This window comes from Arthrobacter sp. AZCC_0090 (genome assembly GCF_014207375.1).
Classification (GTDB): Bacteria; Actinomycetota; Actinomycetes; order Actinomycetales; family Micrococcaceae; genus Arthrobacter.
Genome location: NZ_JACHEE010000001.1, coordinates 309,175 through 329,295 on the forward strand (window position 1 = coordinate 309,175; position 20,121 = coordinate 329,295).

The 20,121-nt window shown below is 61.1% G+C and carries 20 protein-coding genes and 3 pseudogenes; 9 read left to right on the forward strand and 14 right to left on the reverse strand.

The annotated features are described in order from the left end of the window. Positions 1-34 precede the first annotated feature (34 nt). A complete protein-coding gene (locus tag HNP00_RS01480) occupies positions 35-826 on the forward strand; it encodes a GntR family transcriptional regulator (protein ID WP_184735147.1) in 792 nt (263 codons plus the stop codon). Between the two features lie 100 nt (positions 827-926). Here the strand turns inward: HNP00_RS01480 and HNP00_RS01485 are convergent, their stop codons facing one another. From HNP00_RS01485 to HNP00_RS01500, 4 genes are all read right to left on the reverse strand, one after another. Then, entirely contained in the window at positions 927-2,600 is a 1,674-nt protein-coding gene (locus tag HNP00_RS01485; RefSeq protein ID WP_184735149.1) for a cytochrome bc complex cytochrome b subunit, read from the reverse strand. Continuing rightward, positions 2,578-3,648, reverse strand: a complete 1,071-nt coding sequence (locus HNP00_RS01490; RefSeq protein ID WP_184735151.1) for a ubiquinol-cytochrome c reductase iron-sulfur subunit — start codon at positions 3,646-3,648, stop codon at positions 2,578-2,580. Before HNP00_RS01490 ends, HNP00_RS01485 begins: the two co-directional genes overlap by 23 nt. A gap of 98 nt (positions 3,649-3,746) precedes the next feature. After that, positions 3,747-4,535: a c-type cytochrome gene (locus HNP00_RS01495; RefSeq protein WP_184735153.1), complete on the reverse strand. Its 789-nt coding sequence runs from the start codon at positions 4,533-4,535 to the stop codon at positions 3,747-3,749. Between the two features lie 88 nt (positions 4,536-4,623). After that, positions 4,624-5,262 carry a heme-copper oxidase subunit III gene (locus tag HNP00_RS01500; protein ID WP_311770463.1) on the reverse strand — a complete coding sequence of 213 codons (639 nt, stop codon included), beginning with the start codon at positions 5,260-5,262 and terminating at the stop codon, positions 4,624-4,626. A 148-nt stretch (positions 5,263-5,410) separates the two neighbouring features. Between HNP00_RS01500 and trpD the strand changes: the two genes are divergently transcribed. Further along, the gene (trpD, locus tag HNP00_RS01505; protein WP_184735157.1) at positions 5,411-6,469 is read left to right on the forward strand and encodes an anthranilate phosphoribosyltransferase; all 1,059 of its coding nucleotides are present in this window, start codon (positions 5,411-5,413) and stop codon (positions 6,467-6,469) included. 27 nt (positions 6,470-6,496) lie between these two features. Here trpD and HNP00_RS01510 read toward each other — a convergent pair whose 3' ends face one another. Beyond that, entirely contained in the window at positions 6,497-6,778 is a 282-nt protein-coding gene (locus HNP00_RS01510; protein ID WP_078108932.1) for an Lrp/AsnC family transcriptional regulator, read from the reverse strand. 76 nt (positions 6,779-6,854) lie between these two features. Then, complete coding sequence (locus HNP00_RS01515; RefSeq protein WP_260404707.1) at positions 6,855-7,253, reverse strand: DUF3054 domain-containing protein; 399 nt, start codon at positions 7,251-7,253, stop codon at positions 6,855-6,857. A 152-nt stretch (positions 7,254-7,405) separates the two neighbouring features. On the opposite strand from HNP00_RS01515, the gene HNP00_RS01520 reads away from it, so the two are divergent. Next, complete coding sequence (locus HNP00_RS01520; RefSeq protein WP_184735163.1) at positions 7,406-7,780, forward strand: VOC family protein; 375 nt, start codon at positions 7,406-7,408, stop codon at positions 7,778-7,780. Between the two features lie 7 nt (positions 7,781-7,787). Here HNP00_RS01520 and HNP00_RS01525 read toward each other — a convergent pair whose 3' ends face one another. Then, the gene (locus HNP00_RS01525) at positions 7,788-8,450 is read right to left on the reverse strand and encodes a LysE family translocator (RefSeq protein WP_184735165.1); all 663 of its coding nucleotides are present in this window, start codon (positions 8,448-8,450) and stop codon (positions 7,788-7,790) included. Positions 8,451-8,566: 116 nt separating this feature from the next. Between HNP00_RS01525 and HNP00_RS01530 the strand changes: the two genes are divergently transcribed. Next, positions 8,567-8,986 carry a VOC family protein gene (locus HNP00_RS01530; protein WP_184735167.1) on the forward strand — a complete coding sequence of 140 codons (420 nt, stop codon included), beginning with the start codon at positions 8,567-8,569 and terminating at the stop codon, positions 8,984-8,986. Positions 8,987-8,994: 8 nt separating this feature from the next. On the opposite strand, the gene HNP00_RS01535 is transcribed toward HNP00_RS01530, so the two are convergent. After that, a complete protein-coding gene (locus tag HNP00_RS01535; RefSeq protein ID WP_184735169.1) occupies positions 8,995-9,867 on the reverse strand; it encodes an SGNH/GDSL hydrolase family protein in 873 nt (290 codons plus the stop codon). A gap of 268 nt (positions 9,868-10,135) precedes the next feature. Between HNP00_RS01535 and HNP00_RS01540 the strand changes: the two are divergent. Further along, a pseudogene (locus HNP00_RS01540) lies at positions 10,136-10,696 on the forward strand (amino acid transporter); the annotation flags it as partial. An 81-nt stretch (positions 10,697-10,777) separates the two neighbouring features. On the opposite strand, the gene HNP00_RS01545 reads toward HNP00_RS01540, so the two are convergent. After that, positions 10,778-12,346 carry an LCP family protein gene (locus HNP00_RS01545; protein WP_184735171.1) on the reverse strand — a complete coding sequence of 523 codons (1,569 nt, stop codon included), beginning with the start codon at positions 12,344-12,346 and terminating at the stop codon, positions 10,778-10,780. Positions 12,347-12,424: 78 nt separating this feature from the next. Here HNP00_RS01545 and HNP00_RS01550 point away from each other — a divergent pair, with 78 nt between their 5' ends. Next, on the forward strand, positions 12,425-13,057 hold the full coding sequence (locus tag HNP00_RS01550) for a LysE family translocator (protein WP_184735174.1): 633 nt from the start codon (positions 12,425-12,427) through the stop codon (positions 13,055-13,057). Between the two features lie 17 nt (positions 13,058-13,074). Here HNP00_RS01550 and HNP00_RS01555 read toward each other — a convergent pair whose 3' ends face one another. After that, positions 13,075-13,860 (reverse strand): hydrolase, encoded by a 786-nt coding sequence (locus tag HNP00_RS01555; RefSeq protein WP_311770481.1) that lies wholly within the window; start codon positions 13,858-13,860, stop codon positions 13,075-13,077. Positions 13,861-14,248: 388 nt separating this feature from the next. After that, positions 14,249-14,820: pseudogene (locus HNP00_RS01560) on the reverse strand (ATP-binding cassette domain-containing protein). Positions 14,821-14,861: 41 nt separating this feature from the next. Between HNP00_RS01560 and HNP00_RS01565 the strand changes: the two are divergent. Then, positions 14,862-15,077: a hypothetical protein gene (locus tag HNP00_RS01565; RefSeq protein ID WP_184735178.1), complete on the forward strand. Its 216-nt coding sequence runs from the start codon at positions 14,862-14,864 to the stop codon at positions 15,075-15,077. A gap of 77 nt (positions 15,078-15,154) precedes the next feature. Here HNP00_RS01565 and HNP00_RS01570 read toward each other — a convergent pair whose 3' ends face one another. Further along, on the reverse strand, positions 15,155-15,838 hold the full coding sequence (locus HNP00_RS01570; protein WP_184735180.1) for an alpha/beta fold hydrolase: 684 nt from the start codon (positions 15,836-15,838) through the stop codon (positions 15,155-15,157). A gap of 78 nt (positions 15,839-15,916) precedes the next feature. After that, positions 15,917-17,857 carry a LuxR family transcriptional regulator gene (locus tag HNP00_RS01575; RefSeq protein ID WP_260404708.1) on the reverse strand — a complete coding sequence of 647 codons (1,941 nt, stop codon included), beginning with the start codon at positions 17,855-17,857 and terminating at the stop codon, positions 15,917-15,919. Between the two features lie 87 nt (positions 17,858-17,944). On the opposite strand from HNP00_RS01575, the gene HNP00_RS23090 reads away from it, so the two are divergent. Beyond that, positions 17,945-18,187 (forward strand): hypothetical protein, encoded by a 243-nt coding sequence (locus HNP00_RS23090; protein WP_260404709.1) that lies wholly within the window; start codon positions 17,945-17,947, stop codon positions 18,185-18,187. A 9-nt stretch (positions 18,188-18,196) separates the two neighbouring features. Here HNP00_RS23090 and HNP00_RS23735 read toward each other — a convergent pair. Beyond that, positions 18,197-18,649: pseudogene (locus tag HNP00_RS23735) on the reverse strand (AAA family ATPase); the annotation flags it as partial. Between the two features lie 808 nt (positions 18,650-19,457). On the opposite strand from HNP00_RS23735, the gene HNP00_RS01585 reads away from it, so the two are divergent. After that, entirely contained in the window at positions 19,458-20,087 is a 630-nt protein-coding gene (locus tag HNP00_RS01585; protein WP_184735185.1) for a TetR/AcrR family transcriptional regulator, read from the forward strand. The last annotated feature ends 34 nt before the right edge of the window (positions 20,088-20,121 follow it).

The window sequence follows — 20,121 nt, forward strand, 5'->3', positions numbered from 1 at the left end:
TGTTTCATGGAAGATTTCTTGGCCGGAGACCGTCATGCCTGCTGAAGCGACACGTATCGCGGGGGAGATTGACCGCAAGAACGGCACTCCCATCTACGTACAACTGCGCGAAATCCTCCGCAGCCACATCTCGGAGTCCTGCAAGCCCGGTGCTGCGTTGCCGTCGGAACGGGACCTCTCCGAACGTTTCGGACTTGCCAGGATGACGGTGCGGCAGGCCATTGATGCCCTCGTCGGCGAGGAGGTCATTGAGCGTGTGGTTGGCCTGGGAACTTTCGTCCGCAAACCGAAGCTGGATCTCCAAGTAAAGCTCACGTCGTACAGTGAGGAAATGCAACGCCGCGGCATGGTTCCGGCGGCGAAGGTTTTGAGCTTTGAGCAGATTGCCGCGAGTGCCTTCCTGGCGCGGGAACTCCAACTAGAGGAGGGCACTCCGTTGGTTCGCTTCAGGCGACTCCTGCTCGCCGACAATGAGCCTATGAGCGTCGATGAGAACTTCATCCCTGCCCACCGCGTTCCCGGCCTTTTGGACGAAGCGCCCCCCACCTCGCTCTACAACGTGTTGAGCGAAAAGTACGGGCTCGTTATGGAATGGGGCGAGGACATGATCGAAGCAACGGCAGCTTCGCCATCTACTGCCCGGCTCTTGAACGTGGATGTCGGCACTCCGCTGCTCAAGATTCAGCGTCACGCTTTCGTCGCACGCGCCATGGTGGACTACTCCGTGTCCTACTACAGGGCTGACCGGTACAAGTTGTGGGTCCCGTTGCAGCGCCCAGGCGTTCGGTCCACCCGAAGCCAATCCACGGGGTACCGCAACCACTAGCCGCAAAGTGTCGTGCTGTGCTCCACCAGCCCATACACACAATGAGGGAGGGCCCCGTCCGCACGCGGACGGGGCCCTCCCTCATTACTATCGCCGAGAGCTAGTGGCTCAGGCTCTTGTGCTCTTCGCCGGACTCGATGGCCTCATGGTGGCCATGCCCATGTGCGGCTTCAAGCTCAGCTGGCGTTGCCGGAGCAACACGGTCTTCGAAGAACCACTTGGAAAGAGCGGCGCGGCGCTTTTCCTTCGGGGTAACCACGCCGTGCTCGTTCGGCTCAGCTGGCAGCGGGACGGGTGACTCGAAGCCTACGAGCTTGTAGTGCTTGTAATCGTCCAAAGGTGCATGCACCTCGATGAACTCGCCGTGCGGCAAGCGCACGATGCGACCCGTCTCGCGGCCGTGCAGGGCGATCTCGCGGTCCTTGCGCTGCAGCGCAAGAGCCACGCGCTTGGCAACCATGAATGCAATGATCGGGCCAAGGAAGAAGAGCGTGCGCAGCCAGTACGTGACGTCGTTCAGGGCAACGTGGAAGTGCGTCGCGATGAGGTCCGAGCCTGCAGCAGCCCACATGACGCAGTACCAAGTGAACCCTGCGACACCAATTGCAGTGCGGGTTGGGGCATTACGGGGCCGGTCGAGGACGTGGTGCTCGCGGTTGTCCTTGGTGATCCACCGTTCAATCCACGGGTACATGAAGAGAACCGTGAAAATGATGCCAGCAGGAACCAAGGCTGGGAGAAGGACATTCAGCGTCAGTACGTGGCCGAAGATGATGTACTCGAAGTGGAAGTCGTTGACGACGCCTGGCATGAGACGCAGGGCACCATCGACAAATCCGATGTACCAGTCAGGCTGCGTACCGGCAGACACAGGAGAGGGGTCGTACGGCCCGTAGTTCCAGATCGGGTTGATAGTGAACATCGCAGCCATAAGCGCGACCACGCCGAACACGATGAAGAAGAAGCCACCGGCCTTTGCGGCGTAGACCGGACCCAGCGGGTAGCCAACGACGTTTCCGTCGTTGCGGCCCGGGCCAGGGTACTGCGTGTGCTTGTGGACAACCACCATGAAGAGGTGGATGACGATCATCAGAAGAATCATGGCCGGCACCAGCAGAATGTGAAGCACGTACAGGCGGCCGATGATGGCCGTTCCCGGGAACTCGCCCCCGAAGAGGAAGAACGAGATGTACGTTCCGATCACCGGGATGGACTTGATGACGCCGTCGATGATGCGCAGGCCGTTACCTGAGAGCAGGTCGTCGGGGAGGGAGTATCCCGTGAAGCCTTCAGCCATGGCCAGGATCAACAGGACACCACCCACAACCCAGTTCATTTCACGCGGCTTGCGGAAGGCACCCGTGAAGAACACGCGCAGCATATGCACACCAAGCGAGGCCACGAACAGCAGAGCCGCCCAGTGGTGCACCTGGCGGAAGAACAAGCCACCGCGAATGTCGAAGGAAATGTTCAGCGAGGAGCTGTACGCCACGGACATTTCGACATTGGTCAGCGGAGTGTACGAACCCGAGTAATGGGTCTCAGCCATGGACGGGTCAAAGAAGAACGTCAGGAAGGTACCCGACATGAGGAGGATGACAAAGGAATACAGCGCCACCTCACCGAACATGAAGGACCAGTGGTCGGGGAAGACCTTCCGGCCGAATTCACGCAGGATTCCGGACCCGCCGACGCGCTCGTCAACAAAGTCCGTAATCCGGCCAACTTTGGTCTTCGGTGCGAAGGGGACTTCAGCTGTTGATGAGGCGCTCATGCTCGTCACGCTCCCAGTAACTCGGTCCTACAGGTTCTTTGAAGTCGCTCGTGGCTACGAGGTAGCCCTCAGCGTCGACCGCGATGGGCAGCTGGGGGAGCGGACGGCTGGCGGGTCCGAAGACAACCTTGCATTCCTTGGTGAGGTCGAAGGTCGACTGGTGGCACGGGCACAGCAGGTGGTGCGTCTGCTGCTCGTACAAAGCAACCGGGCAACCAACGTGGGTGCAGATCTTGGAGTAGGCAACAATTCCGTTGTAGCTCCAGTTTTCACGGCCCTTGGAGATCGTCAAGTCGTCAGGATTGAGGCGCATGAGCAGGACGACGGCCTTGGCCTTCGCGCTCAGCTTGCCTTCCTGGAGCTCGTTAAGGCCTTCGGGGATCACGTGGAACGCAGACCCGATGGTTACATCCGATGCCTTGATCGGAGTTCCGTCGGGATCGCGGGTGAGGCGCTTGAGCTTGCCGTCCTGAGGTGCCCACATGGTGTGCGCAAGCTTGTCGTCCGGGCGGGGGCCAAGGTCACCGAAAACGGCCAAGGCCGGGAGGGGTGCCAGCGCCACAGCACCCAAAAGGGTGTTGCGGATCAGTGGGCGACGCTTGATGCCGGTTTCCTCGACGATGTCCTCGACGATCCGCACGGCGGCCTGCCGGTCTTCCTCGGTACGGATGGCGTGGCGCTCTTCCGATACCTCGTGGTCCGGCATGAGGGCCTTGGCCCAGTGCACGATGCCGGTGCCGATGCCGAGCATCGCGAATGCGGTGCCAAGGCCAAGCAGCAGGTTTTGGGTGCGGATCGTTGCGATCGTGGAGTCTTGCCCAAGATCGATGGCAAAGTACGACACCAGGAAGATCACTGTGCCGACCACGGAGATGCCAAACAGAATGGCTACCTGTCGCTCGGCTCGCTTAGCGGCTCTCGGGTCCGTGTCAGCCAGGCGCAAACGGTGCGGAGGAAGTCCAGGATCCTGGAACTTCTCCACAACATTCTGACCAGCCGTAGCTACGGTGCCCGAGTGGTTCGGACTGCCGTCACTATGGTTGCCCATAATTCGCCTCATCCTTCTCTCGTTGTCCCGGCCGTAACCGGGTTAATGTTCAATTCAAAACTGCTGTGGGGACAGCAGAAGCTTTTGGTGCGTCTGGACTAAGACGTACGCGACGTCAGCCAGATGGTGAAGGCGATGATGACGCCGAGGCCTGCAACCCAGACGAAGAGGCCTTCGGAAACCGGACCCAGCGAACCGAGGTCGGCGCCACCCGGCGAACCGTTGGCTTCGATCTTCTTCAGGAAGGTGATGATGTCGCGCTTGCCCTCAGGAGAAATGTTGGCGTCGTTGAAGACGGGCATGTTCTGCGGACCGGTAGCCATGGCTTCATAGATATGCTGGCCCGAGACTCCGGCCAGCGCCGGAGCAAACTTTCCGCGGGTCAACGCACCCCCGGCAGCCGCGGCGTTGTGGCACATTGCGCAGTTCACGCGGAAGAGTTCGCCACCTTTGGCGGCATCTCCCTTTTCGTCAAGCAGTGCTGCATCGGGAATAGCCGGGCCGGCGCCGAGCGAAGCGACGTAAGCCGCCAGCTGCTGCGTCTGCTGGTCGTTGAACTGCCTTGGCTTTTCTTGGGCCTGGGGTCCGTTCATCTGCATGGGCATACGGCCGGTGCCAACCTGGAAGTCAACCGCAGCTGCACCCACGCCGACCAGCGAGGGACCGTCTTTGGTTCCGCTAGCGCCCATGCCGTGGCAGGTGGCGCAGTTGGCGGCAAAGAGCTTGCCACCCTCCTGGGCGTCGCTTGCGCTGAAGGTAGTGGTGTCTGCCTTCGCCTGGTTGACCGTTGTGGCAACGGCGTAAAGCCCACCAGTGACGAGGAGTCCCATCAGCAGCAGCGCAATGGCTGCCAGTGGATGACGTCGCTTCTGCGAGAGTGCCTTCACGTGGTGGTTCCTTTATTCGATCCTGCGTCGGCTCCGTGAGCCGCTTCTTGAAAATTCATCCTCTTGTGGAACAAGAGTCAGTGCCGGGCTACTTCAGGACGTAGATGACCAGGAAGAGGCCGATCCACACAACATCCACGAAGTGCCAGTAGTACGAGGTGACGATTGCCGAGGTCGCTTCAAAGTGTCCGAACTTCTTGGCCGCGTACGCACGGCCGATGATGAACAGGAAGGCGATGAGGCCGCCGATGACGTGGAGACCATGGAAGCCGGTTGTGATGTAGAACGAGGAACCGTAGGCGTTGGCCGAAAGAGTGACGTGCTCAGAGACGAGCATGGCGTATTCGGTGGTCTGCCCGGCAACGAAGAAGGAGCCCATGAGGAACGTCAGGATGAACCACTCGTTCATACCCCAGCGGGTGAGCTGCAGCAGGCCGCCTCGACGGCGAGGCTCAAGTCGCTCGGCAGCGAAGACGCCCATCTGGCAAGTAAAGGAACTGGCCACAAGGACGATCGTGTTGACAAGCGCAAACGGGAAGTTGAGCTTGCCGGTTTCTTCAGCCCACAACGCACCTGACGTAGAGCGCAGGGTGAAGTACATGGCAAAGAGACCGGCGAAGAACATCAACTCACTGGAAAGCCACACAACGGTTCCAACGGAAACCAGATTGGGGCGATTCAGCGTCGGGTGCGCCGGGGTACTGGGGGCATGGGTCGCAGATGTCACAAGGACATTATGTCTGTAAAAGTCCGGACTTCCCAATGCGAACCGCCTTTTGGGGGGACTTTTTCTACAAACACGCGAATTCGCGCGGAAAAGTTCCCGGGGTGGTTCACATTGGTCATGGAGCAGGGTCGATCGCTAGCATCGAGTGGTGACTTCACAGGCATCTGCACAGCAGGCAAGCAACTCGTGGCCCGGACTCATCTCCGCATTGATCAAGGGGCATGACCTCTCGGTCGAGAACACCGCATGGGCCATGAACACCATCATGTCCGGGGAAGCCGCTCCTTCCCAGATTGCAGGCTTCCTGGTTGCCCTGCGCGCCAAGGGGGAAACTGTGGAGGAAGTCACCGGATTGGTCGAGGCGATGCTTTCCAACGCCAACCCCGTGAGTATCCCCGGCGAAAAGCTGGACATCGTGGGCACCGGCGGCGATCAGCTCAACACCGTCAATATCTCCACTATGGCTGCACTTGTGGCCGCGGGCGCGGGCGCGCGCGTCGTGAAGCACGGGAACCGGGCGGCGTCGTCGTCGTCAGGCTCCGCGGATGTCCTGGAAGCCCTTGGCGTCAGGCTCGACTTGCCGATCGAGCGCGTTGCCCGCAACGCTGAAGACGCTGGAATCACTTTCTGTTTCGCGCAGGTATTCCATCCGTCATTCCGGCATACCGGAGTTGTCCGGGCGGAACTCGGCATCCCCACAGCTTTCAATTTCCTGGGACCGATGACCAACCCGGCCCATGTCCAGGCTTCCGCCGTTGGGGTGGCCAACGCCGCCATGGCGCCACTGATCGCGGGGGTCTTGGCACGCCGGGGGAGCCGCGGACTGGTGTTCCGCGGAGAAGACGGCCTGGATGAACTGACCACCACGGGTCCATCCACCGTGTGGGAAATCAGGAGTGGGACAGTCTCAGAACAGCTGTTCTCGCCGGCTGACCTTGGGATCGCCAAGGCAACCGTCGCAGATCTCCGGGGCGGCAACGCCGTGGCGAATGCCGCCGTCGTGCGTGAAGTACTGGATGGGAAGCCGGGCCCGGTCCGCGATGCCGTGTTGCTCAATGCCGCTGCCGGCCTGGTGGCCTTCGATACTTCCGCCGACGGGCCGTTCCTGGACCGCATGAAGGCGGCCTGGCTGCGGGCCGCCGAGTCCGTTGACTCTGGAGCAGCTGCCCGCGTGCTGGACACGTGGGTCGGACTCACTCAAGACTGAGCTGGCAACGCGCCAGGGTATCGGCCTTTACTGCTCGAAGCCCAAGGAAAAAGCTGCGTCCAGATCATGCTGGGAGTAGGCCCGGAAAGCGATGTGCGTGGTGGTATGAACCACTGCAGGAACCTTGGAAAGCTTGTCTGCGATGACGTCCGCCAGCTCCTCATGCTTAGCGACACGTGCCACGGCAATAAGGTCCCATTCTCCTGTGACGGAGTAGACCTCGCTGATGCCCTGGATGGCTGAAATCTCCTCGGCCGTCTCCGGGATACGTGAAGCGTCGGTCTTGATCAGGACGAAAGCGGTGATCACTGGGGGCGGCCTTTCCGAAGTGCAGCAGTGGACGATGCAAGCCTAGTGCATAGGCCCTGGTCTCAGGCCTGAAGGCTCAGAGCTGACGGTTCCGTCGACGTGCACGGGTCACGAGGGCGATCACGGCGCGGTAGCCAAGCAGCAGGATTGCCAAGCTGATCAAAGCAACAATGATGAAAGCAAGCACCACAGTCTGGCCGGTGATTGCGCGCAAAAGCATGCCCCCGGTCACGGTTCCGATCCACACAGCGACGCCGGACGGCCAGGTTGCGAAAGGCGCCCGCCAGATCCTCGCGGAGGCCCACGCTATCGCGGCACCGGCAAGAAACGGCCAGGCCGTGGAAAAGACCCCGGAAAGAACATCGGCGCGCTGGTGTGCGTCCCGGCCAATGGCAGCGAATACCAGAATGAGAACGGCATCGGCGAGAGCGGCGATGAAGGCAGTCCCGAGGAGGGCGGGTTTTGCAGCAGGCATGGAAACGACCATATCCCGCACGGAAGCCGAACTCGAACCGAAGTCTTCCGGTTTTGGAACCAACGCCGGACCAAAAGCCTTGAACCTGAGCCCTGCGGCGCGGAAGATGTGGCTACCAAACGTAAAGCGAAGCCAGTCCCTGGAGGTAAGGAATGAGGTTGATCCAGGTTGCCCAGCGGGCGGTTGACCTCGGCCGGGCATCTGCGTTCTACTCGCGGCTCTTGGGCAGCGAGCCGACGGGAAAATTCGATCCGCCCGGCCTCTTGTTCTTCGATCTCGACGGGGTTCGGCTCCTGCTGGATAAGGGCGCTCCGACCTCGCTGATTTATCTGGACGTGGCGGATGTCAGGTCCGCGATTGAAGAGATCCGTGCTTCAGGAGCCAAGGTCGTGCAGGAACCGCAGCTCATCTACAGCCACGTTGACGCGAGCCTTGGACCTGCTGGAACCGATGAATGGATGGCGTTCATCGAGGACAGCGAAGGCAACACGGTGGGACTCGTCGGCCGCGAGCCAAGGGCGAGTTAGCGAAGGGTCAATTCCGGTCTGTGGCGATTTTGGCCGCGAACCCGATGAGTACGACGCCGGCGATGCGGTCGGTGACCTTGCTCACCGCAGGCGATTGGAGCCATCTCCGGGCAAAATGGGTTGCCGCGATGATGCCCGCGAACCACAGGATGCCTTCAACGCTGTGGACGGTAGGCAGAAGTATGCCCATCAACAACGGCGGAGCATCTGGCGGCAAGAACTGCGGGATCATCGCCATGTAGAACACTCCTACTTTGGGATTCAGAAGGCTGCACGTGATGCCGGTGAGCCATGAAGAACGTCCGATTGGCGGCCGGGGTTGCCCCGTTGCCTCAGCCATGGCTGGAGCAACATCCGGAGCTGAGGCCCGTGGCACGCGCCGGAAACTCTTGATCAGCATGGACAGGCCCAGCCACGCCATATATGCGGCGCCTGCCAATTTGAGGACCAGAAACGCCTCCTGCGAAGCGGCGAGCAAAGCAGAGGCGCCGACCGCGGCAGCAACGCCCCAGACCATCGTGCCCGTGCAAATTCCTCCGGCTGCAGCGAAGGCCGGAACCCGGCCTTGGCTGATTGCAGTGCGCAGCACAAGGACCGTGTCCATTCCTGGAATGATCGTCAGCAGCGCGGCGACGACGGCGAAGGAAGCCAAAGCCGTGGGGATGGTCATGCTCTATGGTAGCCAGCCGGCGTCGGGCAAATTGACTGTGGATGCTGTCGGCCGGCGCTGTTAGCATGACGAAAAGGTAGCTGATCGCGCTGCCACGAACACTGAGGAGCCACGTAATGACCACGAACCTCAACCCCTACATCAGCTTTCGGGACAATGCCAAGGAGGCCATGGCCTTCTACAAGTCGGTCTTCGGCGGCGAGTTGACCCAGAGCACCTTCGCGGAGTTCCACGCCAGTGAAGATCCCGCCGAAAGCGAAAAAATAATGCACTCGGCACTCAAGACGGACAATGGACTGCTGCTCATGGCTGCAGACACTCCCAACAGCATGGACTACAGCCCCGGCAACAACATTTCGGTGTCCCTCAGCGGAGACGACGAAGCCGAGCTTCGCGGCTATTGGGACGGACTGGCCGACGGGGGAACGGTCACTGTACCGATGGAAAAGGCGCCATGGGGCGACATTTTCGGAATGGTGACGGATAAGTTCGGCATTGCGTGGCTCGTCAACGTCTCGGGGGAGCAGCCCCAGTAATGCAAGCTTTAAGGTAGCGGCTGGTTTGGTACAGCAGCGCTGCCCTCCCACCCAGCTGTATAAACAGGTCCGGCCTCCGGTCGCTTTGCCACCAGAGGCTGGACCGGCGCCCGGTGGGTGATCCTGCGCAGCACCCACGGAGCCAAATACTCCCTCGCCCAGATGATGTCGTCGGTCCTGGCCTCTCTCCAACTGCTTGGGGGCAATGTCTTGGGTTCAAAAGGCCGGAGCGAGTTCTCGACATTGAGGGAATCCAAAACCATCAGCGCCACTGTGTGGTGTCCTAGTGGCGAGAAATGCAATCGATCCGGATCCCACATTGCAGGATTTGCCAACTGTTGCAGCGCCCAAAGATCTGCAACCACTCCGTCGTAGCGGCTGGCAATGGTCCGGAGGTTTTCGTTGAAGATGGCGACTTTGCGGCGGTTATGCCTCAAAACGGGGGTCGAACCCCAATCCGGACCAGCGAAAAGCACAATGGTGGCCCCAGAGGACGCCAACTCTCCGACGGCGGGGTCTAATTCATTCGCCAACCTGTCGGGATCGCTTCCGCGGAAGACCAAGTCATTTCCCCCTGCCGAAAGTGTTACCAGGTCAGGCCGCAATGCCATCGCCGCTCCCAGCTGGTGGTCCAGTATCTGGCGTAACAAGAGACCACGGACCGCAAGGTTGGCATACGTGAAACCCGGATGGCCTACGCTGAGTTCTTCCGCAACGCGGTCTGCCCAACCTCGGAGGCCGCCTGGATTGCGCGGTTCAGGATCGCCTACTCCTTCCGTGAAGGAGTCTCCGATTGCCACGTATCGATTCCACGGGTGCAGGCCCTGGCGCGCAGTCGCGGGGCGGCCAGGTTCGGTATGCACCTGGCTGGAATCGCTCATGGTCTCATACTGACCCTCGTTCAGCCGCCGCACCAGACAAAGCCCGGAACCACCGCAAAGATTCCGTCAAGATCACCCGGGATCGCGCTTCCCGATATGCCCGCGGTGCTAACGTCGGCCTTAATGGGGCAGCGCTTCGCATCTGGCGAAAGGGCACGAATGACCAGCATGAGCAGACCGCCTGCGGATCCGTCCGCGCCCCCTCCAGGGACCAAGGAAGCTCTCAGGACATGGCTACTTCTGGGGTCTCCAGGATTCCAAAGGCTTCGCGGCGTTTTTCATCGCCGGCATTGTGCTGATCCCATTGCTCTCCCGGATCATGCGTTCTTTCGAACTGCACGCAACCCATGTCCGGCTCGACGCGAACGAACTTGAGTTCATTACCGCCAACGACACCGGGCCGATCGGTATCATCGCTCACGAGCCTCTCCGGATGACCGCTGCCGACTACAGGAACAAACTCGATTCCGCCATGGCAGTCAGCCACCTTCCCAATGACTATCCTGCTGTTTTCCTCGAGGTCACGGTAGACGATTCTTCGGACTTTGAAACTGCGTTGGAAGTACATGGTCTCTACCGGCACGGCTATTCGGTGTTGGAGGTTCACGGCCCGGTGGTCCCCAATACGATCGCTTCGGTTCTGTTGCATATCCGTGATGTCACCGGTCTGATGCCGCATATCTACTTCCGCAGGACGGAAGGGAACCCCGTGATCAATCTCCTGAAGTTCCTCTTCCTGGGAGAAGGTGAAATAGCGCCGGTGACGCGCGAGGTATTGCGTCAGGCTGAACCGGAGGTCACCCGTCGCCCGTGGGTTCACGTTGGTTAGTGGAGACTTTGTTAGACACAAGCGACTACGAAGGAGGCCGTGCGCCCCGCAACGCGGGACGGAGGGCGCATGGTGTTCCGGCTATCCCGCAGGGTTGGTTGCCTGGCAGGTCTGGTCCTGGGCGGTCTGGGCAACCACATCGTTGGGCTTGGGGGCCGGAAGTGTCGGCTTGTTGCCTGTGGCGAAGTCTTGCCCCGCGTAGAGTTGGACTCCCTGGACGCTGGCGACCTGCTCCACGCTCGTCGCTGGCAACCCGAACATCGCAGCGACGTCCGCGGCAACGTCGGCAAATCCGGCACCGTAGTAGACCATGGTCTGTGGCCTGGCAACGGCTTGGATCCGGGCCACCTTCGTGAAACCGCCGGAGGAGAGCAGCGCTGCGATCTCCTGGCTTCTGCCGGTCACTCCCGTTCCATTGGCGACGGTGACCGGTTGAAGCGCCTTGTTGTACGCGGCTTTCGGGGCTTCCGTGGATGGAGCAGGGGACGCCGCGGCGCTTGGTGCGGGCTGGCTGAGGTCGGCGCTCTTTGTCAGGGCAGCAAAGAAGTTGTTCGCCGCTGGCTGATCGAGGTCGAGCCGGTTGGGATCCGACGCCGCTGGCACGTTCGGTACCGTGATGAAATTGACCTTTGCCGGGTCGATGTTCTTGAGCCTGCCAGCAATGGTCAGCAGGGACGGAACCGAGGCGAGACCGTTGTCGACGGTGAGGTTCTTCGTGACTGTATCGGCGATGCCCAGCATCTTCTGGGGGTTTCCGAGCGTTCCGTCAGCCTTGAGCTTCCGCACGAGGGAACCGAGGAACGATTGCTGCGCCTTGATCCGTCCAAGGTCCCCGCCGTCGGAAAATGCATGGCGGGTGCGCAGGAAGGCCAGGGCCTGGTCGCCTTCAACCTGCGAGGTGCCCTTGGGCAAATGCAATCCGGAATCGGGGTCGTTGACGGCAGTGCTCACACAGACGTCGACGCCGCCGACGGCCTTGGATAGTTCGGTCACGGCGTTGAAGTCGGCCATCATGAAGTGGTCAACCTCCAAACCCGTGAGCTTGTTGACGGTATCAACAGCGCAGCCGATGCCGGCCTCGGCCATCGCACTGTTGATCATCGCATTTTGCCGTTCAGGGTACTGCTTGCCGGTTTTGTTGTCCGTACAAGCCGGAACGTCGACCAACAAGTCCCGGGGAAAACTAATGACGTTGACATGGTTGTTGTCCGCGGAAATATCCAGCAACATCATGACGTCCGATTGGCCGTAGCCCGAGGATTGGTCGGTGGTGCCGAACTGCCCGTTCTTCCCGCTCCTCGTATCGGTACCCAGAACGAGGATTTGAAGCCGGTCCTTGCTGTCGTCCACTGGCCCTTCCGTCCTGAGGCCTCCGGCGCCAAGGGCGGATGATGAGATATTCGACTGAAGGCGCCATACCCAATACCCTCCAAACGCGACGACGGCGAGCAGCAAGACAGCCACTGCGGCGCTCGTGATTTTGAACCAGCGCGGTGCCCGGCGATAGCTGAAACGACGGCTGCGGGTAGCCAATTTGCCCTGCCCCGGATAGGCGACAGGTGCGGGCTGACCCGTTTCCGGGTTGGGTGCATCGTGGCGAGTTACCAAAAGGGGGACTACCTCTCCGGGGGAATAACGGACGGCCCCCATTGTAGCGGGGACCTCTGGGAAGATGCCCGTGGCCCCGCGACGCCCAGCACTAATCTCCGGCAATGGTTGAATGGGACGATGACTGTGAGTTCACTGGCGGCGTTCGTCGGACTGTGCGCAATTTTGGCCCTTACGCCGGGCCCAGACTCCTTCCTCGTCCTCAGGTACAGCCTGTCAAACGTCAAAGCCGGACTCTCAGCGGCGTTCGGTTCCTCGCTCGGCAGCATCTTCTGGGCAGGTCTTGTGGGCATCGGACTGGCGGCCCTCCTGGAGCAGTCGGCCGAAGCCTACAGAGTGGTGAAAATCATCGGTGGCCTGTACCTGATTTACTTGGGGGTCAGCGCCTTCGTCCTCAGCCGCCGTCCCCAAACACCACCGCGGGAAGGTGACGGCCCGGGGGTGAGCGGTCAATTGCGCTCAAGCTTTTTCGCCGGACTTGTTTCGTGCCTGCTCAATCCCAAGGTAGGACTGTTCTTTCTCGCCGTTGTACCCCAGTTCCTGCCACCCGGCGACGCATCATTCGGCTTGACGATGATGCTCGGAATCATCGACTTTGCAATTTCGATGATCTACCTCGGAACCCTGTCTTTCGTGGCCACCAGGGCCGTTCTTTGGCTGAAAAGGCCGGCGGTCACCAAGGCTTTGGAACGGACCTCGGCTGCGATACTGACGGCGCTGGGCTTGGGGACTGCGGTTTCGGCAAGTAGCTAAAGGTGGACACTCGCGATTCAGGTCAAATGGTCGAAGTCTCCACGCGCCCACGCCGCATGCCGTTGAGCGGAATCGCGTAACACGGTCTTGGCCTCCGAAGCGATCACGTTGTTGAAGTTGCCGTAAATCCGATCGAATTCGAGCACGCCGAGTTGCTCGGCGATCCGCAGCGCCACCGCGCCGGAGAGCGGAATAAGATTCGGGTAGCTGCGCATGAAGGCGATCGAGCGGCGGTTGGGGTTCGGAAACACGCTGTCACCGGTCAGCAGCACTCCCTTTCCGTTTGCCCCGCCGTCCCAGTGAGCCACTGCGCTGCCAGGGAAGTGGCCCCCCGTTTGGTGCAGTGTGAGCCCTTCGGCGACTGTTCGGCTGCCGGACCAGAATTCGACGGCCGCTGCGGTTCGCCCTAGCCAGCCGCGATCGGTGTCGGCCACCAGCACCGGGACCCCGCCTAAGCGGTGAGACCATTCGAGCTGCACGCCGAACATGTGCGGATGGCTCGCCGCAATCGCGAGGACGGGACCCCGGCCGAGTACGACGTCCACAGCTTTGTCATCGACGTAACCCACCGGATCCCACAGGAGTGAACCGGCGGGTGTGGCCACTAGCTGTGCGGTCTGGCCGATCCCGATCAGTCCCGGTTCGTTCTCCTTCCATTTGATGTGGTGGTCCCGCGCCAGTTCGTCCAGGGTGAGCCAGCGCTGTCCGCTGGCGGGTACATACTGGCGCTCATCATCACAAATCGGACAAACCGCGGGGGTCGGTTCCTCGTATTCGACGGCACACGTTGCGCAGACCAGCACTGTGAGTCCTTTCCTTGCGGTGGTGCTCCCACTCGGCCATGTGCTCGGGAAGGCGGTCATCCAGGAACCTGTAAAAGCTCGCCATTTCGTCCAGCCTGCCAGCGGCTGTGGAAGTGTGGTCGCCAATCGCGGCGTTGGCGACGTCGGCGAGGTCGGCGAGCGCGCGATATACCGGGCGTTCGTGGGCGAAGGCCGCCAGCCATGCGTTGGGCGGGACTTCGTAGCGGTCCCGGCGGCCGCGAGGGAGTCTCCGATGCGTGCCGACGTATCGCCGACTGCTATCGCGCTCAGGCTCGACGCCGCTGCGCCAGAGCGAGAAGCGCGATGCCCACAATCCAGATCAGCGACTGTAGCCGATCGCGCCTTATCCGTTGCAGGAGCAACGTGTTCATCGCACGCTCGCCGCCTTTCCTGCTTCCCGACGTCGGGCCTTTCGTGCCGCATGCTGAGCCACTGACACTTCAGGCGGATTGATCTCGTCCCCGTAGTGCCGGAGGAACAGTCCCTCGAGCGACGGCGGTGCGATCCTCAGGCCTTTGACGTCGAGGTCCGTAGGACGGGCAGCACCGACGAAATCTTGTCACTGTCGACGGTGAAGCGGGCGCGACCGTTGACCAACGCAATATCGTGGATGGCAGGGATGCGGGCAATATCGGCATCTGTAAGCCCGTTCCGCGCGAAGGACACCTCCGTTCGCGTCAGGTGGCGTAGCTCAGCAAGAGTGCCCGACTCCACCGTCTTGCCGCCAGAGAGATTAGGCCACAGGCTGACATCGCCGGGGACATACGCGATGCGCTTGTGCAGCGCCACCGCATCATTCCAGGGGTCCAGGCCGAAGACTGTAGCGCTGCCGCCGCTGGCCCGCGCCAGGCCGAGCAAAACCCGGATTGTCGTAGACTTGCCGGCGCCGTTCGGCCCAGGACATCCCACTTTGGCGCAAGCTCGTCGCCGGGTTCGCAATAGGGCTCGCGCAGGACTACGGTCAGACCGTCATCGTCCCCATGACCTTGGTGAACGCACGCTACCGGGATGAAATCTTCGAGCTCATTTCAAAGTCGGGATCACAATCCAGCATGCTTTCCTCGATGTCCCCGCCGCCGAGCTGTACCGACGAATTGAGGAACAAGTCATCCACGAAGACGCAGAAGCCGATGCCATTGCTCGGGATTTCCGTCGAAGCAATGTGGGACGATGCCTCGCAGCGCGCTTCCAACTGACGAGTGACACCCTTGTCCTCCGGGGAGACCAAAACACCCCTGAAGAACTCGCAACGCTCGTGCTGGAGGCGGTTCAGCTAGCTGAATGAGGCGGCAGCCTTCCTAATCACGTCGGCTACCACCTTCGGCCGCGACACGTAGACGGCGTGGCTTCCTGGAGTCTCGCTGACCGTTGCGCCTATCCGCTCTGCCATGCTGGCCTGGGCCACGGGCGGGATCATATTGTCGTCGGTAACGTGTAGATACCAGCTCGGCTTCACCCGCCAGGCGGCTGAAGAAACGACTCCGCCGAGCGCTTCCAGTCCCCAAGGGACCTGGGAGTCGGCCAGGAACGCAGCCTCCTCAGGTGTGACGTCTCCGGCGAAGGACTCATGGAACTTATCGCGGTCAAGGAAGAGGTATCCCTCAACGGGAGGCAAGATGGGTGGCTGCGGGCCGTCGCCTGGGAATGTTTCGAGCAAGGAGTTCACGGACTCACCCTGGTCCGGCGCGAACGCCGTGATATACACGAGCGCCGATACTTTTTCGTGATTGCCTGCCTCGGTGATGACGGCTCCTCCGTACGAATGACCCACGAGCACAACTGGCCCGTTCACCTCGTCAAGGACCTGCCGCGTGGCTGTGGTGTCATCGGCCAGCGACTTCGTGGGGTTCTGCACAACTCGAACATGGAAGCCATCTGCGGCTAGGTCGTCGTATACGCCCCTCCAGCCTGATCCGTCGACGAATCCGCCGTGAACCAGAACGATTGTTGGTTTCATGCTTTGCTCCTAATAGTGTTGGACAGGAGCAACGCTAGACCTCCGGTTGCACGTGGTAATCCGTCAAATGACGTACATTCACGGGCGCAGGTTGTTCGGCTCGGCCGAGAGGGCGTCACGCAGGCCGGCGCGCGTCGAGATCCCGAGTTTTGAGAAAACACGCGAAAGATGAGTGGAAACAGTTCTCGACGACAGGAAGAGGGATTCGGCGATTTGCTTGTTTGAAAGCCCCGTCGCTGCAAGGTCAGCAACTGCAGATTCTTGCGGGGTCAGTGAGGTGGAGCGCACCTCAGGTGCGCCAAGTGCGCGAAGTTCCCGATCTGCGCGGAGGGCCCACGCATTGGCACCCAGCTGAAGAAACATCTTCTTCGCTTCGCGGAGTTGAATCTTGGCGGCGGCGCGTTCGCGCCGACGTCGAAGCTGCTCTCCGAACAGCAGCCGGATCCGTGCTCGGTCGAAATGCCAGCGCTCACCCTCCTGGGTTGAAAGCGCGTCCTCGAATTTTCCCTTCCACCCCGGGCCGTCGTCCAGCAAACCGTGTGCAGCCAGGACGAGAGCCCGCAACCGTGAAGAGTGGCTCGCGACTTCGGCGCATTCGAACACCTTTAGGTGCATTTCTCCTTGTACCTTGCGGCCCGATCGGGCGGCCGCTTCGATGAGGTCGAAAGCCGACCAAATGGCGTGCGAAATGTAGGGCGGGAGGATACCGGGCGGGCTGATAGTCGCGGCGTGGGTGAACGCTTCGTCGAAGCGGCCGGCCGGCAACGCCGTCATGCAGCGGATGTGCGACGAGTAGTTGGCAAGAGCGAAAAGGCGTCGCGGCGCGGCCCATATAAGCAACTCTTCGGCTATGCCGTGGGCGAGTGATTCCTCTCCACGGGCCGCATGAACAAGTGCCATCAGGAACCTGGCTGGCGCCGTGGTCAGTGCATAGCCGTGTTCGAGTGAGAGATCCAAACCTTCATGAACCACTGCTTCAAGCTCATGCCAACGGCCGGTGAAATAGTCGTCATTGGCGAGCAGGAAGAGGGCTTGAATCGCAGGGGTGATGGCTTCGCCTTTCCGCCCAGCATCAACAACCCGCCAGAGTGCGTCGCGCATACCTCCAAGAGAGTCAATGTAGGCCCCGGCGATTGCGAAACGCACGATGTACAACGGATCTGAAACGAATCGAAGACGATCTGTTTCACGATGAAAGCGTTCTATGGCAGGTCCTTCCGCCCGAGCCACATCAATGAAGAGATTTATCTGAAACTGCAGTACGTTGGGCAGGTCGCCCGCGGCTGACGTTTGCGCCAAAAGCGGCTGCCAAAATTCGCCCGTACCACCGAAGAACCCAACCAAAACGAGCGTATAGAGGGCTTCTACATACTCATCGTTGCCCGTACCCAGGCCAGAAGTTCCCGCCGTGAGCGCGGCAAGCAAGAGCCGTCTAGCGGTTGCAACGTCGCCTTCACTGTTGAGCAGGTTGTAAGTCACCGCAATGACAGTCGCCAGCTGTGGTGATTGAGATGGGTTTCGAAGCGCCTCGGTGAGCAGGACAGGGCTTTCAGTGATTGCTCCGGCAATCAACGAGCCAAGATACGCCGCGCGCGCCACTCGCCGCTCGCGGTCGCTGACAGAGGGAGTTAGCTCCGCCGCCTTCAGCATGGCGGCCGTTGCTCGGGTGCCATCACCGGTCTCAATGAGCCGCTGAGACACGGTTTCAAGGAGCTCTGCGACTTCCTCATCGGGTCCGGTCGCAGCTTGTCCGAGGTGCCAGGCCCGCCGCTCGGGCTCGTCCGCGAACGCCTTGGCGAGGATTGCGTGCACCCGCCTACGTTCGCCATCTGTCGACAGCTCAAACACAGCAGCACGGATCAGCGGATGACGAAATTCCCACCGCCGTGAACGGGAGTCGAAACGCACCACGCCAGCGCGTTCTGCGGCATCCAAGTCTTTGCGTCCAGCGCCAGACGGAATACATTTCTCGATGGTCACACTGCTTTCGGCCCCAGCGAGAAGCACGAAGAGCAGCATCTCCCGTGTCGGTTGGGGAAGCGCCGACAAACGGTGTTCGTAGAGCGACTTCAGCCGTTTCGTAAGGGGCAAGATGCTGGGTAACGGGTGGGTATTCGGGGATTCAAGGGCTGCAGGCAACTCAAGGAGACCGAGAGGATTGCCAAGCGCTTCGCCACGGATCCGACGTCGAACTTTTGGTCCCAGAGCCGGAAAGCGTTCGACGAGCAGAGCGTCGGCGGCGTCGTCGGACAGCGGAGGGATAAGCAGGGACGGAAATCCGCTGCGGACGAAGACTGTTTCCTCATCCGTTCGGGCCGCTACCAGGATCTTGGCCGGCACGTCGTGTAGACGCCGGCCAACATAAGTCAACGTCATAGCAGAAAGCAGATCCATCCAAGGAGAGTCATCCACAATCAAGAGCACCGAGCTTGACTTCGCAGCAGTCAGTTGGAGCAATGCAAGCGCCGCGGCGCCCGCAACAAGAAGGCTGGGCATGGCGCCGATCCGCAGCCCGCAAACGACGGCGATTGCCTCCTGGTGTTCCGGCACGAGCCCGGGGAGAGCGTCGACCAGCGGGAGCAACAGCTGATTGATTGTGCTGTACGGAAGGTCCGCTTCAAATTCAAGGGCTCTCGCGAGCTGCACCTGGGCACCGGCGCTTGCGGCTCGGTCTCCGATGAATTCGAGCAGGGCCGACTTCCCGACCCCGGCATCTCCGCTGACGACGAGGAGAGAGTCCCTTCCGGGTTCCATAAGGAAAGCCTCGATCGCCTCAAGCTGGACATCCCGACCATGCAACTTTGCTTCCATCAACCGAATCTCCGATGTGATGTCCTCACCTATGAGGAAAGGCTAAGAGGCGCAGTGACTCGTGGCAAGGACGAGATGCAGGGGTTGGGCGGACCCGAAGAGGATCGCCGCGGCTCGCAGACCACATTCCGGGGCATCACCATCCAGGCTTATGGGCCCGTAGGGCGCCCGGAATACGCAACGTCACCGACCCCGAAGACGTGTCTAGGTGGCGCTGTGAATGGAGGCAAGTTGACCGTGGGGGAGTCCTCTGGACGCTTCCCATCTATCCGTTCGCTAGTTATCCGAACTGACGGCAGCCGCGGCCGCCTTGAGGTTGGCGTGGAGACCCGCGATCGCCAGAAGGTCCGAATCCGTGATCCCCCGGGGCAGCTCCGACAGCTGGGCGCATACGTCTGCTGGGTCGGCGCCGGTCCAATAAGGGGGGTCGAGGTCGGGGACAGGAGCGGGTACTGCACGGCCGTCAACCGTCGGGCTGAGCTCGTGCCAAGTCCTTGATGCCCAGTGGCACGCCGGCCAGTGGGCCAAGGTCCTCCCCGGCCTTCCGGGCCTGGTCGATCCTGGCAGCATCGCGTTTTGCCTGCGCGTCGAAACGGCTGATGAAGGTGATGGATCGTCATCGATTCTCCTGGGATGGGTTGGGATGCGCCGGCTGGAAGCACTCGGGTCGACCACGTTGTGACCCGCCTCATAAAGCCGACAACAGGAGTGAAGCACGCATCGAGGGAAATACGGAACAGTCCGTTCCGTATATTACGGAACGTTACGTATCGTAGCGTTTCCCTCGTGAGGATGCTAAGAATGGATCATGGATACAGGTGAACCCACCGGGGGCCGGCCCTTCGATGCGGGGATGACGGAGCGCATCCTCGAGGAAGCGCGCCGGAGCTTGGGCGCAGACGGTTTCAGCGCGATGCGCATCGAGCGGATCGCGGCCGCCGTCGGGTGTGGCAAGGCGGCGATCTACCGGCGCTGGCCCAACAAGGCCGAGCTCGTCGCTGCTGCCGTTTCATCCGAGATCCTCTCGGAAACGGATGCGGCAGCATCTGACACAGGAGAAGTAGGGGAGGACCTCCTCCAGCACGTCCTCCAATCCAGCCGGCGGTACCGGACTGTCCCGACGACGGGGGCCGGGATCGGATGGGCCGCGCTTGGCGAACGCGATGTCGTCAAAATCCTTTGGCAGGGCCCCCTAGGCAAGCGGAGGCAGCTCGGCCTTGAGATACTGGAGCGGGGGATAGGCCGTGGTCAGCTCCCGCCGGAGACGGACTGCAACCTGATCCTGGACCTGCTCGCAGGCATGTCGATGTACCGTTACAAGGTACGGGATGAACCCCCTGATATCTCCCACTACCGGGCTTCCATCGACTCGCTCCTTGCCAGCCCTCCTCTAATCCGAGCCGCCGAGCGGCCAGCCGACGTGGTCGCGGCCTTCTGAGATTCGACAGCATCGACGCACCGACCATTCGGTC